Here is a 13,091-nt window from a genome sequence, read left to right as displayed (position 1 = left end):
GGATGTTTCTTTGAATAATTCAATACTATGGCGATTTTGATTATCATAACTCAAACTTATGAAAAATACGCCCTTGAATTATTGGATAGATTACGAAAAGATGATTAATGGGGTCCAGTTTAAACCTTGAGGGGATCAAAGTGAAAATCCTGGCCCGAAATCGCAGCACATTATCGGTTGTTATTCTTTCCGGCACGACGTTGGCCTCCATCGTTGCAGTCAATGCGCAGGAATCAGCAAGCACCACTGTGCTCGCACCGATTGTCGTGAATGGCGGTTCGGAAGATCCCACAGCGCCGATTAAGGGCTATGTCGCTAAAACCAGTATCAGCGCGACCAAGACCGGAACGCCTCTGGTTGAAACTCCGCAGTCAATCTCTGTGGTGACAGCGAATGAAATGGCAGCACAGGGTGCCCAGAACCTTGGACAGGCGCTTGGCTATACGCCGGGCGTTGTGTCTGAGCCTTATGGGTCCGATCCGCGCTTTGATTCACCGCTGATCCGTGGTTTCGATGGCCGTCAGGTTCAGTTTCTCAACGGTCTTCGCTTGATGCGCACTGCAGGTGCCTCGGCGGTTGATCCCTATATGCTTGAGCGCATTGAAGTGGTGCGTGGGCCTGCCTCAGTGATGTTCGGTCAGGGCAATCCCGGTGGCCTGATCAATATGATCAGCAAGCGCCCAACGTTTGAGAAGTTCGGCGAGATCGGTGTTCAGGCTGGCAGCTATGAGACTTATGGCACCTATTTCGACTTTGGCGGGCCTGTCGCGGACAGTGATCAATTTGCCTATCGCCTGACGGGTATGGTGCGCAAAGCTGGCACACAGACAGATTTTCTTGATAATGATCGTTATTTCATCGCGCCTGCATTCACGTGGAAGCCGGATGAAGACACAAAGCTAACCATTCTCACCAGCTTCCAGCACGACAATCCAAGCTCGCCTTCGGGATTGCCACCAGAATTTACACTCAATTCGACCGGCTATACCCTGCCGCGCGATTTTTCGCTGGGCGATCCTGATTTCGACCGTTCAAGCCGCGATGTTATCAATCTTGGTTATGAACTTGAGCATCGTATCAATGAGACGTGGACCTTCCGTCAGAACGCGCGCTATTCCAATCAGAGCTGGCAATATCAGGCGCTTGGCTATTCAAATTCTGGACGAATTACGGATGGCCGTACTTTAAGACGTATTGCGACATATCAGGATGAACGCCTGAACACCTATAATATCGATAATAACCTTGTGGCGGAATTTAATACCGGCCCGGTTGAGCATAAATTTCTCGCTGGCCTCGATTATCGCTATTTCGACAATAATGTAGAAACGCAGTTCTGGCGCTGGGCACCGCTGGATATTTATAATCCCATCTATGGTCAGCCGATCAATCTGACGGAAAGAAATCTGGCGACTAAGGTCGATTCAAGCCTGAGCCAGCTTGGTATTTATGCACAGGACGAACTCGCCTATGAAAACTGGCGCGCTACCTTTGGTCTGCGTCAGGATTGGGCGAGCACGAAGGGCACTTCAACCAATTTGAATACGCTTATATCGCGTCCGCTCGACAAGGATGATCACAAGCTGACAGGCCGTGCTGGACTTGGATATGTGTTTGATAATGGCATTGCACCATACATCAGCTATTCGACATCGTTCGAACCGCTTGCTGTGCCTGCAACTGGCCCAGTGCTTGAACCGACCACTGGCAAACAGTGGGAAGCAGGCATTAAATATCAGCCGAATGGCTGGGACGGCTATTTTGCAGCAGCCATTTACGACTTGCGCCAGCAGAATGTTGCGGTTTCGGTCCTTGAGAACGATAAAACTGTTACAAAGCAGATTGGCGAAGTACGCGTTCGGGGTTTGGAACTTGAGGGTGTTGCAAGTCTCACACAAGGCCTCGATCTGCGTGCAGCCTACACATACATGGATGCTGAAAATATCGAGGGTAATTATAATGGCAAGCGTCCTGCCAATGTCCCTGAACATGCGGCAAGTGTCTGGCTCGACTATACTTTCCAAGAAGGCTCAGTGCTTGAAGGTTTCGGCGTTGGCGGCGGCGTGCGCTATGTCGGTCAGCGTTATGGCGATCTCGATAATAATTATGATCTTGATGCAATCACGCTTACAGATGCCGTCATTCACTATCAGAAGGATCACATCAGGGCGTCGCTCAATATTAAGAATATTGCGGACAAGAAGTATGTCGCAAGTTGCAGTTCTTTCGGATGTAACTATGGTGACGGCAGAACCTATATGAGCAAGCTGACATTTTCATGGTAAAAGGCCCGCAACGCGGATCGATAGTCTCTGCATCTAAAATCAGCCGCCGGAAAGCCCTTGGCCTTCTGGCGGCTTTGGCTTTGCCGAATGTAGCGCGCGCCAATCCATTTCCGCGCATTGCGGCAATCGATTGGGCAATGCTCGAATGTCTTGTGGCATTGGGTGTCACGCCGATTGCGGCAACAGAGCTGATCCGGTTTCGTGAAGATGCGGTTGAGCCGCAATTGCCTGCTTCGGTTGTCGATCTCGGTCTGCGTGGTTCGCCGAATTTCGAGCTGCTCTATCTGCTCAAGCCTGATCTGATCCTGAGTTCTCCTTTTTATACCCGCCATGAAGAGGCGATGAAATCGATAGCGCCGATCATGTCGTTGCCGTTTTACGTGCGCGGCGAGGGGCCTTATGAGAAGTCGCTGCAAGCTGTAACGGCGCTGGGCGATAAGCTTGAACTCAGCGCCAAAGCATCAAGTGTTGTTGAGGATCAGGCGAAGTTTATTGCCGAGACGAAAGAGACGTTGAAACCTTTTGCATCGCGCCCGACCTACCTCATCAATATTGGCGATGCGCGCCATTTCCGCGCTTTCGGCAATGACAGCATGTTTGGTGATGTGCTGGAACGGCTTGGTCTGCCAAACGCCTGGACGGATCGCTCGCGCTTTACATTTGCGGCTCCCGTTCCGCTGGAAAATCTGGCAGCAAATCCTGATGCGCGCATCATCATCATCTCGGATATTCCAGTTGAATCGCGCAACAGCCTGCGTAACAGCGTGATCTGGCAATCGCTCAAACCTGTCCGCGACGGCCGTGTCTATATGGTGGGTAACATCAATCCCTATGGCGGACTGACCGCCGGATTGCGATTTGCACGGCTTCTGAGTCGGGCGTTGCAGGTAAGCGGCGAGGCATTCCTGTGACCCGTGGTGGACTGATTTCAAGCGCTGTAATCGGTGTTATGATTGCTCTTGGGCTGTTTCTCTGGAACGCCAATGCATTTTTGCCTTTTGCACAATGGCCTTCGCTGCCGTTTAATCCGCAAAGCATGAGTACCGAGCAGGTCATTCTGGCCTATGCGCTGTTTCCGCGTGCTTCCGTTGCGATTTTTGCCGGTGCAGCACTGGGGCTGGCGGGTGCTTTGCTGCAGCGTTTGCTCAACAACCCAATTGCCGATCCATCGACGCTTGGTGTGTCATCGGGCGCGCAGCTGGCAATCGTTACTGCAACGCTGTTCTTCCCGACAGTGCTTGACCAGTTTCGCTGGGCGGTGGCGCTTTCGGGTGCTGGTGTTGCGACCGCAATTGTGTTTCTGCTCGGCTGGCGCAGTCGGCTTGAGCCAGTGACGATGGTTGTGTCCGGTCTTCTGATCGGTGTGACATGCAGTGCGATTTCCGCCGCGATGACACTATCGCAGGGCCAGTATCTCATGTCGCTTGTGACATGGAATGGCGGTTCGCTGAGCCAGCAGGACTGGTCATCGACAGTCGCCCTTGCTTTGCAATTTCTTGTCTGCCTCATTGCCGCAATCATGCTGAGCCGTCCGCTGACGCTTGCAGGCCTTGGCGATAGCAGCGCTCGCTCGCTGGGTGTTCCGCTGGCATGGCTGCGCGTTGCGGTCGTGGCTGTTGCGGTGGTGCTGAGTGCAGGCGTTGCAGCCAGTGTCGGGCTTGTCAGTTTTATCGGTCTGGCTGCCCCCGCAATCGTCCGTGGCTTCGGGGTCAGAAAGCCGGGTTCAATCCTGCTGGCGTCACCTTTTGCTGGTGCCGTTCTTCTCTGGATCTGCGACGGAGCGGTGCAAGTTTTCGGCGCAAATCTGGGTGAGACTTTCCCGACAGGCGCAGTTACCGCGCTGATCGGCGGGCCTTTGCTGCTCTGGCTCATTCCGCGTGTGCGTTCGACAGGATCGCAGCAATCCTCACCTGCACAGGTTTTCAGACGTGCTTCCAATGCCAAACTTGGCTTTTTGCTCATCGCTCTGCTGGTCGCAGCTTTTCTCGCTCTTGCGCTTGCGCGCACGCCGGAAGGCTGGTTGCTTCTGACAGGCCATAATCTTCGCGATATCTTGCCTTTGCGCTGGCCGCGCCTTCTGGCAGCCGCTGCCGCAGGCAGTCTGCTTGCAATGGCGGGCGCTGTCCTTCAGCGCCTAACCGGCAACCCGCTGGCAAGCCCGGAAGTAATCGGCGTCAGTGGCGGGGCAGGCATAGGCTTTGCTTTAGCACTGACAATTTTCGCGGCACCCAATAATGCGCAATTGCTGCTTTGCGCGTCCATTGGTGCGCTGATTGCCATGCTGGTTGTGTTGAGCTTTGCGAGCCGCAGAAGGCTGTCATCTGCACGCTTGCTGCTGGCCGGTATTTCGGTCGGTTCGCTCGCATCTGCCATTTTGAGCATCTTCCTCTCGATTGGCGATCAGCGGTCGTGGCAGATTCTTGCCTGGCTCAGCGGGTCATCGGCAACGGCAACGCCGGAAAGTTCGCTCTTCCTTGTCGTGCTGACATTCACAGTGATTGGGCTGGCATTGCTCGCATCCCGCTGGCTGACCATCCTGCCGCTGGGGCAGACGATTCCAGTCTCGCTTGGTTTGCCGGTGCGGTCTGCGCGGATATTGACGATCCTGCTTGCCGCGATTGCCAGTGCCGCAGCATCGCTTCTCGTCGGTCCCTTGAGTTTTGTGGGGCTGATGGCACCGCATATGACGCGGCGTATGGGCTTTGATCAGGCTCAGTCGCATGTCGTGGCATCAGCCGTGCTGGGCGCGCTTTTGATGGTGATTGCCGATCTTGGTTCGCGCAATGCGACCTTCCCTTATGAGTTACCGCTGGGCCTTTTCGCAGCTTTGGTCGGTGCGCCCTATCTTGCCTGGGCATTAAGTAAAAAAGGATAATCCGATGAACACGAACACGCCGCTCTGGATGGATTCTCCGGAGCGATACGGGCTTGTGAGCCGGATTCTGCATTGGGCAATGGCCTATATTCTGCTCTGGCAGTTTGTGATGATCCTTTTGTGGAAAATGGTTGGCCCTTCACCGGTGCTGGATGCCATCCGGGTTTTCGGTCCGGCACATGGAACGGTCGGGTTTCTGACGATTGTATTGGTTGTCATGCGTGGCATCTGGGCATTCATCAATCGCAATCAGCGCCCGCCGCATCAAGCAGGACTGATGGGCAAACTGGCGCGCATTGCACATAATGCTTTCTATGTGCTGATGTTCGCCATTCCGGCTCTGGCACTGTTTCGCGCCTATGGCAGCGGTAAGGGACGCGAGCAATGGGGCATCAATATTGTCCCTGCAACGGGCGAGAAGGTGGAATGGATGATGGCACCCGCAAATGCGCTGCACAGCCTGCTTTCATGGGTTCTGTGCGTGTTGATCGTCGCCCACATACTGGCCGCGCTGTATCATCGTTTGGTTCTTAAAGATGGTATTCTCTCACGCATGGCTGGCCCGATGCGAACTTAATTCGGTAAGATTCGAGGCGACTAAAGATTTCGAATATTCAAAATATGGCAATGATGGACTATCCAGAGGCGCTGCCCCGACGTGTAGATGTATACTCATCGCCAATGGTAAATTTAACTATTATCGCGCTACAGGTCGTCTTATTAAGAGAATGGTATCTGGGCTCTCCGCAACCGGGACAGGATTAGCATGTCTGCATTGTTTGAACTTGAGAATGTGACTTTTTCGGTTGAAGGACGCACGCTGTTGCAGCCCCTGACAGCATCTATACAAGCGGGCAGTATGACTGCGCTTATCGGACACAACGGTTCCGGGAAGTCGACATTGCTTAAAATTCTTGCTCGGCAACACGTTGCATCGGCAGGAAAGATAAGCTTTGCAGGTAAAAAGCTTGATAAATGGGGTGAGCGAGAATTTGCGCGTAAGCTTGCATATCTTCCGCAGCAGACTGCGCCAGCTACGGGTATGCTTGTCAAAGAACTCGTGGCATTGGGACGCTACCCTTGGCATGGTGCTCTTGGGCGGTTTGGCTCGATTGATCGGCAGAAAGTTGACGAGGCCATTGAATTAACGGGGCTGCGCCCGTTTGTTAATCGTTTGGTTGATACGCTTTCAGGTGGAGAGCGGCAGCGTGTGTGGCTTGCTATGTTGGTCGCGCAGGATGCAGAGTGCTTGTTGTTGGATGAGCCAACATCTGCGCTGGATATTGCTCATCAAATTGAAGTTTTATCGCTTGTACGAAAACTATCGCACGAAAAAAAACTAAGCGTGTTCGTTGTTTTACATGATGTTAATATGGCTTCGCGCTTTTGTGACGAGGTTTTAGCCCTGCACAGTGGTAAATTAATCGCCCGCTCGACCTGCAACGATATTATGCAGCCTGAACAGCTTCGGGACATATATGGAATAGAGATGGATGTTATGCGTAATTCTTCTAATGGGTTGTTGTTTGCTACCCCGCGATAGGTAACTCTATTATTATCTAATCACGCGCAGTCGAATTTTTTATTGATCGCGTGATTTTGTAATCGTTATTTGGTTTTATAAAAATCTATCTTCATTCGCTGTAAAGCTGATTTAGAAAGTATATCCTTCTGAAATATCAAGCTGTAGGGCAACAGTTGCTTTTTTAATATCCTTCGCAACGATTGCTTCGTAAACGTCTATGTGGTGCTGAGCAGAGCTTCGGAAAAGCGTGTCATTTGGAACGGATTGCCGCACGGAAGGACCGATATGCATCCAAAGTGGTTCCAATAGTTGGCTGATGAAGGCAAGGTTGCTCATTTCTGCAATCAACATATGAAAATGATAATTCGCCTCAAGGAAGAGGTCTAGATCGTTAATTTCAGCGGAGCGGCAAATATTTGCAACGTAGATTTTCAGCTTATCAAGCTGCTCTTGCGTATGATTTTCGATCGCGCGTTCCAGCGCAGCAGTTTCTAAGATAGTTCTTAGCACGCGAATATCATACAGTTCCTTAGTGGTGAATATCGGCACCATCATCGTTCGATTGGCTGTTGAAACCACACTGCCAACACTCTCCAGCCTCTGTAATGCATCACGAACGGGCATCAAACTGGTTCCCAGGCTTTTAGCGAGTCCTCGGAGAGGTAGCTTCTGCCCCGGTGTAAATCGCCCCATCATAAGATTACGCTTAAGCATCTCATAAATTTGCTCATGAAGCATGTCACGGGAAACTGGTGACAGTTCAGGCGCGCTCGATCCTGCTGGGCCGATTTCACGATTTTGCATAAGGTCTCCTCTCAATATGCCGTCGTCATAACATCGAACATAACCTTTAGCATTAAAAACATTGCTGCAAAACTGTTATAACACTAGACAAATGTGCAGCGTAGCCATAATCTCATACCGCCAAGTTTGCCTTGAAAAGATCATGTCAGATGAATGGACGGAGCAGACCTTAATAAAGCGGTCTCTTGCAGCCCTCGTGCCCAGACGGACGATTGCGCAAACGTCAAATGGAGGAAGATACAAATGAATGATAGGCTTTCCAACTCTCTCGCCCATGCGGATATCACGACAACTTTGCATCCCTACACAGATGCGCGTGCGCATGAACTGCAAGGCCCAATGATCATTGATCGCGGCAAAGGCATCTATATTTACGATGATGCTGGCAAGGAATATATAGAGGGGTTGGCGGGATTGTGGTCGGTAGCGGTTGGCTTTGACGAACCGCGTCTCGTCAAAGTTGCAGCCGAGCAAATGGCGAAATTGCCCTACTACCATACATTCAGCCACAAATCTCATGAGCCATCCATCCGTCTCGCGGAGAAGATCGTTGAGATGACACCTGCGCAGCTAACACGGGTGTTTTTTACGAGTTCAGGTTCCGAAGCCAACGACACTATGGTCAAGATGGTTTGGTACATGAACAATGCGCTGGGCCGACCACTAAAGAAGAAATTTCTCGCCCGAACGCGTGGCTATCATGGTATCACGATTGCCTCTGGCAGTCTGACAGGCTTGCCAAACAATCATCGCGATTTCGACCTCCCTGCGATTCCGGTTCGTCATCTGACTTGTCCGCATTTTTATCGGTATGGCCTGCCGGGCGAGAGCGAAGCTGAATTCACAGCTAGGCTGATTGCTGAAGCTGAAACAGTGATCCTTGAGGAAGGCCCGGAAACTATTGCGGGTTTCATCGGTGAGCCACTAATGGCTGCGGGCGGCGTGATGCCTCCGCCGGAAGGTTATTGGAAAGGCATTGAAGCGCTCTGTCGCAAATATGATATTCTGCTGATTGCTGATGAAGTAATCTGCGGCTTTGGTCGTCTTGGCACGACCTTTGGCTGTGAGCATTACGGTTTCAGTCCGGACATTCTGATCATGTCCAAGCAACTGACCTCGTCATATATGCCCCTCGCAGCGGTTGTATTTACCGAGGCCGTCTATGATGCGATTGCCGACAATACGGCCAAGATCGGCACTTTCGGCCATGGCTTCACTGCCTCCGGTCATCCGGTTGCAACAGCCGTGGGTGTTGAAAATCTCAAAATCATTGAAGAGCGTGATCTGATTGGAAATGCAGCCCGTATGGGTGCCATTTTGCAGTCACAACTGGCAGAGCTTGCCGATCATCCACTTGTTGGGGAAGTCCGCGGCGCAGGCCTAATCGCTGGTATCGAGCTTGTTGCTGATAAAGAAAGCCGTCGCCCCTTTTCCGCACCAGGAAAAATTGGTGCTCGCGCTTTTGCAGCTGGACATGAGAATGGACTGATTGTTCGCGCTATTGGTGATGTTGTTGCACTGTGCCCACCACTCATCATCAACGAAGAACAGGTGCATGAGACGGTGAAACGTCTCCGCAGAACACTTGACGATACTGCCCGGTGGCGGAACTCTGAAAACCTGAACTAATCAACAACACGAAGGGCGCTGTATAAATTACAGCGCCCTTTTTAATGAGTTCATCGTTTTATTAGTCGCCTAGTGCAGAATCTGGCTAAGAAACAGTTTTGTTCGCTCGTGCTGTGGGTTATCGAAGAATTCGGCGGGCGCATTTTCTTCAACGATCTGCCCCTGATCCATAAAGATCACACGGTTCGCAACCTGACGCGCAAAGCCCATTTCATGTGTCACGCAGATCATCGTCATGCCTTCATCGGCAAGGCTTACCATCGTATCGAGCACTTCCTTGACCATTTCCGGATCAAGCGCCGATGTCGGCTCATCAAACAGCATGACTTTCGGGTTCATGCAAAGTGCACGGGCAATTGCCACGCGTTGCTGCTGACCACCGGAAAGCTGACCCGGATATTTATTGGCCTGCTCCGGGATTTTCACGCGCTTTAAATAATGCATGGCGATTTCTTCCGCCTGCTTCTTTGGCATTTTACGCACCCAGATCGGGGCCAGCGTGCAGTTTTCCAGAATAGTCAAATGTGGAAAGAGGTTGAAGTGCTGAAACACCATGCCGACTTCACGGCGCACTTCATCAATCTTCTTAAGATCATTGGTCAGTTCGATGCCATCGACAATGATCTGGCCCTTCTGGTGTCCTTCCAGACGGTTGACGCACCGGATCATCGTTGATTTGCCTGAACCCGATGGACCCGCGACGACGATACGTTCGCCACGCATAACTTTGAGATTTATGTCACGCAGAACATGGAACTCGCCATACCATTTGTGCATGTTCTTAATCTCGATAGCCACTTCAGTCTTCGAGATCGTCATTTGAGAGCTATGTTCTTGACGCTCTTCGAAACGTTTGACATTTTCGCCTGCCATTAGAGCATCCTTCTGAATTGTTACGGCTTTGCCCATTGGGCTGCACAGTTTATCAATATTCGCTATCTGACTATTTGAATTCAGAAGCTGCTCAACGCCTCGTCACATATCTGTAAAAGCTCATCAGCATCAGAGATAGAAAAAGGCAGTGGTGGCCTGATTTTCAGGACATGACCAAGCGGTCCAGATGCACTGATCAGCACGCGGCGGCGGCGAAGCTCATTGACGAGTTTACCAGCATCATCTGGTGAAGGTCTGCCATTCTCGTCAAGAATATCAACGCCTAGAAATAAGCCCACGCCGCGCACGTCACCGATCGCTGCGTGGCGCTTCGATAGGTCCTCGAAGCCGGCTTTCATATGTGTGCCGACTTTTAAGGCATTTGCCAGAAGGTCGTCATCGTGAAGTATGTCCAAAACTGCAGAGGCAGCGGCACAGGCAACAGGGTTGCCGCCGAATGTGTTGAAGTAGCGGGCTTCGCGAGCAAAACGTTCAAGAACTTCCTCACGTGCGACGACGCCCGCGATCGGGTAGCCGTTGCCCATCGGTTTACCCATGGTGACGAGATCAGGGACGATGCCGTGGCGCTGGAAGCCCCACATATGTGAACCCAAACGACCGAAGCCAGCCTGCACTTCATCGGCAATAAAAAGGCCGCCTGCTTCGCGGATTGCATCAACAGCACCTTTAAGAAAACCGGGCGGTTCGGCAAAGACACCATCGCTCGAAAAAATCGTATCGACAAGAAGTCCGGCGGGACGAATGCCATGACGCTGCATATCTGCAATAGCAACTCGAACTTCATTTTCAAAAAAAGCTGCGATCTGCTCAGGAGAACCCGCAACGCGTGCATCAGGCGCAGCAATAGTGCGAACGTCAATCGCCAATGGCACATTTGGGCCGAGCGAAGGCGACATGGCCGCTATTGCATGGCTAATACCGTGATAGGCATTAGCAGTGACAATAAAACCTGTTCCGCCTGTATGGTTACGGGCAATGCGCAGCGCCAGATCATTGGCTTCGCTGCCTGTACAGGTTAGCATCAAACGGTTGGTTTGGGCCGGAAAGTGGCTGAGCAATTTCTCAGCATAGCTGATAATACCTTCATCGAGATAACGCGTGTGAACATTAAGGCGCGCAGCCTGTTCAGCAATCGCTGATACAACACGGGGATGACAATGCCCAACGCAGGGCACATTGTTATAGGCATCAAGATAGGCATTTCTCGCCTCATCATAGAGCCGGACGCCAAATGCGCGTTCAAAATGCACCGGCTCTTCGTAGAACATGCGGTACGGTTGACCCAGAACACGCTGACGGCGTTCGACAAGGTTTCGTGTACGCTCATCAAGGTTTCCGGAGTTCTGAGCATCAAACGCATTGATCATCACAGGTACACTCATGGCATGCGCCTTTATTTCTGGTGAATGGTGCTGAATGGGTTTTGCGATAGTGCTGACAGCCGCTTTAAACGCATCCAAGAGGCGGGATTGTTTTTCATGATGTAAGGACGGTTGGCCGGATCACTATCTGCCAAAAACTCTGTAACAATGACGTTGATGACGCACCGTGCGATCATAAACTCCGGCAAGAGCGTGCATTCCAAATCCGATAAAGCTGCAACACTATGATAAGCGCTGACGACATCGGCGGCGTTCTGAAAATCATCCTCTTCACCGCGAATTTGTAGCAACGCTGCACCAGCAAGATCGACGAGACGAGGAGCGTAGACCAAATCCCCGAAATCAAGGAAACCAGCCAATTGGTCGCCGCTGATAAGGATGTTTTGACCGTTCATGTCACTATGAACAGCCTGTGTGGGCAATTGAGCGATTCGTGGCAGCGCTACCGTTTCAAAACGATCAAGCATGGCCTGAGCCAGCGGACGACGATCTGCGTCGATCAGACGTAAATGCGCCCGCAGAAGGCTGATATTTTTCACATCCCATACAAGATCGCGCTCGTGAGCATAGGCATGATCAAAGGCAGACAATGCATTATCAAGGTTGGCCACTGACCGCCCAATTGTCTGGCGTAATTCTCTTGATAATGAAGCTACAGAAGAAAGCGGTGTTCCTTCAAGATAGGTCAATAGCCGCAAATATCTGCCATCATCTAGCGCGATGGGAACAATCGTCTCGCCATTGATTGTGGATGTGACACGTGGTGCTGGAATTTCTGGTGCCGCTTGCTCAATATGGAGAAGAGCTGCATTTTCCAACAATACACTGTCGATGCTTTCCTGCGGATCAGAAACCTTGAGCGTGAACGTCGCGCCATCGACTACACGAATACGGAAATTTTGCGTGCGTTCACCGCCAAGCTCTGTGGCTTGACCATTAACACCAAAATGCTTCCGCGTAAGTGTCTCTGCATCAATCGTCGTAAGGCGCTCCATCATTCTTCTGCTTCCTGAAATGAATCAGCCAGAATGCCGAAGCAGTTGACGACATCGGAGACAACAGCTTTTCGCGCGGCTGAAGCATTGTGAGACGCTATGGCATCATAGGCTATTTCGTGATCGGGAATTGCGTCAATCAGTTTACCCGGCTCAGCCTTGGCCAGACGTACAGATGGGCCCATTCTCAACCAAAGCGGTTCAATCATATCGCGCAGAATGGGAGAGTTGCTCATATCTGCAATATGCAGATGGAAGCTGGCATTCGCACGCAGGAAATGACTGGTATCATTGGCGCGTGCTGCCACAATCATGGCTTCAAAATGCACACGTAAACCAGCAAGACTTTCGGGCGTAGAAGCTCGCGCGGCACGCGCCGCCGAAAGTCCTTCCAATGCCACCCGAATATCGCGAATTTCCGTGAGTTCAAGCATGGTCAGACGCGGCACTATAAAGGTGCGCTCAAGACGCAGTGCGCCAAGGCTTTCGAGCTTTTGAAGCGCGTCGCGGACCGGAACCACACTTGTTCCAAGAGCCGCAGCCAGATTCCGAAGGATAAGTCTATCACCGGGGCGAAACTCCCCGATGATGAGTTTTTCCTTGATCTGCTGGTAGATCTGTTCGTTCAATGTATCCTGAACGAGCGTCTTATATGTCGGCATGGAACCGTCATCTGCCAGCACGTTTTGCTTGCTGTCCATA

General features: G+C 51.5%; 11 protein-coding genes. 6 read left to right on the top strand and 5 right to left on the bottom strand.

Annotated elements, in window-relative coordinates; genetic code table 11:
- Positions 1 to 107 precede the first annotated feature (107 nt).
- From J2782_RS17820 to J2782_RS17800, 5 genes are all read left to right on the top strand, one after another.
- Positions 108 to 2,285 (top strand): TonB-dependent siderophore receptor, encoded by a 2,178-nt coding sequence (locus J2782_RS17820; protein ID WP_310014990.1) that lies wholly within the window; start codon positions 108 to 110, stop codon positions 2,283 to 2,285.
- Positions 2,279 to 3,196: an iron-siderophore ABC transporter substrate-binding protein gene (locus J2782_RS17815; protein WP_310014987.1), complete on the top strand. Its 918-nt coding sequence runs from the start codon at positions 2,279 to 2,281 to the stop codon at positions 3,194 to 3,196. The genes J2782_RS17820 and J2782_RS17815 overlap by 7 nt, the downstream gene beginning before the upstream one ends.
- A gap of 38 nt (positions 3,197 to 3,234) precedes the next feature.
- On the top strand, positions 3,235 to 5,160 hold the full coding sequence (fhuB, locus tag J2782_RS17810) for a Fe(3+)-hydroxamate ABC transporter permease FhuB (RefSeq protein ID WP_310015164.1): 1,926 nt from the start codon (positions 3,235 to 3,237) through the stop codon (positions 5,158 to 5,160).
- Between the two features lie 4 nt (positions 5,161 to 5,164).
- Entirely contained in the window at positions 5,165 to 5,737 is a 573-nt protein-coding gene (locus J2782_RS17805) for a cytochrome b (protein WP_310014985.1), read from the top strand.
- Between the two features lie 189 nt (positions 5,738 to 5,926).
- Positions 5,927 to 6,703 carry an ATP-binding cassette domain-containing protein gene (locus J2782_RS17800; protein ID WP_310014984.1) on the top strand — a complete coding sequence of 259 codons (777 nt, stop codon included), beginning with the start codon at positions 5,927 to 5,929 and terminating at the stop codon, positions 6,701 to 6,703.
- A gap of 111 nt (positions 6,704 to 6,814) precedes the next feature.
- On the opposite strand, the gene J2782_RS17795 is transcribed toward J2782_RS17800, so the two are convergent.
- Positions 6,815 to 7,489: a GntR family transcriptional regulator gene (locus J2782_RS17795; protein ID WP_310014981.1), complete on the bottom strand. Its 675-nt coding sequence runs from the start codon at positions 7,487 to 7,489 to the stop codon at positions 6,815 to 6,817.
- Positions 7,490 to 7,732: 243 nt separating this feature from the next.
- On the opposite strand from J2782_RS17795, the gene J2782_RS17790 reads away from it, so the two are divergent.
- The gene (locus tag J2782_RS17790; RefSeq protein WP_310014979.1) at positions 7,733 to 9,118 is read left to right on the top strand and encodes an aspartate aminotransferase family protein; all 1,386 of its coding nucleotides are present in this window, start codon (positions 7,733 to 7,735) and stop codon (positions 9,116 to 9,118) included.
- A 69-nt stretch (positions 9,119 to 9,187) separates the two neighbouring features.
- On the opposite strand, the gene J2782_RS17785 is transcribed toward J2782_RS17790, so the two are convergent.
- From J2782_RS17785 to J2782_RS17770, 4 genes are all read right to left on the bottom strand, one after another.
- Complete coding sequence (locus tag J2782_RS17785) at positions 9,188 to 9,991, bottom strand: amino acid ABC transporter ATP-binding protein (RefSeq protein WP_310014977.1); 804 nt, start codon at positions 9,989 to 9,991, stop codon at positions 9,188 to 9,190.
- Positions 9,992 to 10,071: 80 nt separating this feature from the next.
- A complete protein-coding gene (locus J2782_RS17780; protein WP_310014975.1) occupies positions 10,072 to 11,394 on the bottom strand; it encodes an aspartate aminotransferase family protein in 1,323 nt (440 codons plus the stop codon).
- An 11-nt stretch (positions 11,395 to 11,405) separates the two neighbouring features.
- Positions 11,406 to 12,392 carry a phosphotransferase gene (locus J2782_RS17775; protein ID WP_310014973.1) on the bottom strand — a complete coding sequence of 329 codons (987 nt, stop codon included), beginning with the start codon at positions 12,390 to 12,392 and terminating at the stop codon, positions 11,406 to 11,408.
- The gene (locus tag J2782_RS17770) at positions 12,389 to 13,090 is read right to left on the bottom strand and encodes a GntR family transcriptional regulator (RefSeq protein ID WP_310014972.1); all 702 of its coding nucleotides are present in this window, start codon (positions 13,088 to 13,090) and stop codon (positions 12,389 to 12,391) included. The genes J2782_RS17775 and J2782_RS17770 overlap by 4 nt, the downstream gene beginning before the upstream one ends.
- Position 13,091 lies beyond the last annotated feature (1 nt).

It is taken from the genome of Brucella pseudogrignonensis (assembly GCF_031454375.1).
In the GTDB taxonomy this organism is placed as follows: domain Bacteria; phylum Pseudomonadota; class Alphaproteobacteria; order Rhizobiales; family Rhizobiaceae; genus Brucella; species Brucella pseudogrignonensis_A.
The sequence above is the reverse complement of the archived record's forward strand: the minus strand, read 5'-3'. Positions and strand labels throughout refer to the sequence as shown.

What these genes read in the sequence shown, in the direction of transcription:
- J2782_RS17790 (WP_310014979.1), top strand. Translation starts at nt 7,733, where the DNA reads ATGAATGATAGGCTTTCCAACTCTCTCGCCCATGCGGATATCACGACA.
- J2782_RS17785 (WP_310014977.1), bottom strand. Translation starts at nt 9,991, where the DNA reads ATGGCAGGCGAAAATGTCAAACGTTTCGAAGAGCGTCAAGAACATAGC.
- fhuB (WP_310015164.1), top strand. Translation starts at nt 3,235, where the DNA reads ATGATTGCTCTTGGGCTGTTTCTCTGGAACGCCAATGCATTTTTGCCT.
- J2782_RS17780 (WP_310014975.1), bottom strand. Translation starts at nt 11,394, where the DNA reads ATGAGTGTACCTGTGATGATCAATGCGTTTGATGCTCAGAACTCCGGA.
- J2782_RS17815 (WP_310014987.1), top strand. Translation starts at nt 2,279, where the DNA reads ATGGTAAAAGGCCCGCAACGCGGATCGATAGTCTCTGCATCTAAAATC.
- J2782_RS17800 (WP_310014984.1), top strand. Translation starts at nt 5,927, where the DNA reads ATGTCTGCATTGTTTGAACTTGAGAATGTGACTTTTTCGGTTGAAGGA.
- J2782_RS17820 (WP_310014990.1), top strand. Translation starts at nt 108, where the DNA reads ATGGGGTCCAGTTTAAACCTTGAGGGGATCAAAGTGAAAATCCTGGCC.
- J2782_RS17775 (WP_310014973.1), bottom strand. Translation starts at nt 12,392, where the DNA reads ATGATGGAGCGCCTTACGACGATTGATGCAGAGACACTTACGCGGAAG.
- J2782_RS17795 (WP_310014981.1), bottom strand. Translation starts at nt 7,489, where the DNA reads ATGCAAAATCGTGAAATCGGCCCAGCAGGATCGAGCGCGCCTGAACTG.
- J2782_RS17805 (WP_310014985.1), top strand. Translation starts at nt 5,165, where the DNA reads ATGAACACGAACACGCCGCTCTGGATGGATTCTCCGGAGCGATACGGG.
- J2782_RS17770 (WP_310014972.1), bottom strand. Translation starts at nt 13,090, where the DNA reads ATGGACAGCAAGCAAAACGTGCTGGCAGATGACGGTTCCATGCCGACA.